Genomic DNA, 1,041 nt, shown 5'->3' on the forward strand with positions numbered 1-1,041 from the left:
GGCCCTGGCGCTGTCCCGGCACGGCGAGGCGGCGGGCACCGCCGCGGCGCTGCTCGGTGCGGTGCAGTTCGGTGTCGGCGCGCTGGCCGCGCCTCTGGTCGGCATGCTCGGCACCGGAAGCGTGGCGATGGCCGCGGTGGTGGCCGGCGGCATGGTGGCGGCTACGGCCGTCCTGCTCATCGTCGTACGGCCCGGTCGACTGGCCGAGGTCGAGCCGGATCCGGTGGCCGTGGCGGCATACTGACGGGACGCGGCGCGCGGAAACCGAGCGGCCGATGCCGGCACGGTGTCGAGCAGGGGCTGACCGGGTCAGCCGGTCCCGGCCATCGCCGCGAGGCGGCGGGCGAGGAGGCTGGCGGCCTCTCGCAGCTCCGGAGGCTCCAGCACCTCCGCCTCGAAGCCCAGCCGGGCCACCTGCGCGGCGAGCCAGTCCAGGCTCTCCCCGCCGACGACGAGCACGCACCACCCGTCGCGATCGTCCTCGACCCGCCCCACCTGGGGCGGCACCAGCTCCCGCACGCGGTCGGGCCGGGCGTGCACCCGCACCCGGGCGAGATACCGGTACGGCGCCTCGGTCACGGACTGCTGCACGTAGGCGACCGGGTCCGGATGCTCCCGCGCCCGGAAGCGCCAGGTCGTCGTCACCACCTCGCGCATCCGGTCCAGCCGGAAGGTGCGCCAGTCGTCGCGGTCGACGTCCCGGGCCATCAGGTACCAGCGGCGGCCGGTGGTGACCATCCGCACCGGCTCGACCGTGCGCTCGCGCTCCCCGCCGTCGCGGCCGGCGTACCGGAACCGCACCCGCACGGCGTCGCGACAGGCCCGCGCGAGCGTCACCAGCAGTTCCGCGTCGATCTCTACCCCGGGGCCGACAAGGATCTCGGTGGCGCCGTGCACCGCCCGCACCTCGGCGCGCAGCCGGGACGGCATCACCTGGTCGAGCTTCGCGAGCGCCCGCAGTGCCGCCTCGCCCGCCCCGGCGACCGTGCCCCCCGACGCCAGCCGCAGGGAGACCGCCGCCGCTGCTCCTCGACGACGCGG

Annotated in this window: 1 protein-coding gene and 1 pseudogene; one reads left to right on the top strand and one right to left on the bottom strand. The window is 76.7% G+C overall.

The window, feature by feature from the left end; translation table 11 throughout:
- Window positions 1–244, top strand: a pseudogene (locus DKL51_RS11665) (Bcr/CflA family drug resistance efflux transporter); the annotation flags it as partial.
- 65 nt (window positions 245–309) lie between these two features.
- Here DKL51_RS11665 and DKL51_RS11670 read toward each other — a convergent pair.
- Window positions 310–1,041: helix-turn-helix transcriptional regulator (locus DKL51_RS11670; protein WP_148097768.1), on the bottom strand; the 732-nt coding region annotated here is incomplete at its 5' end.

This window comes from Micromonospora globispora (genome assembly GCF_003857015.1).
GTDB classification, from domain to species: Bacteria; Actinomycetota; Actinomycetes; order Mycobacteriales; family Micromonosporaceae; genus Micromonospora; species Micromonospora globispora.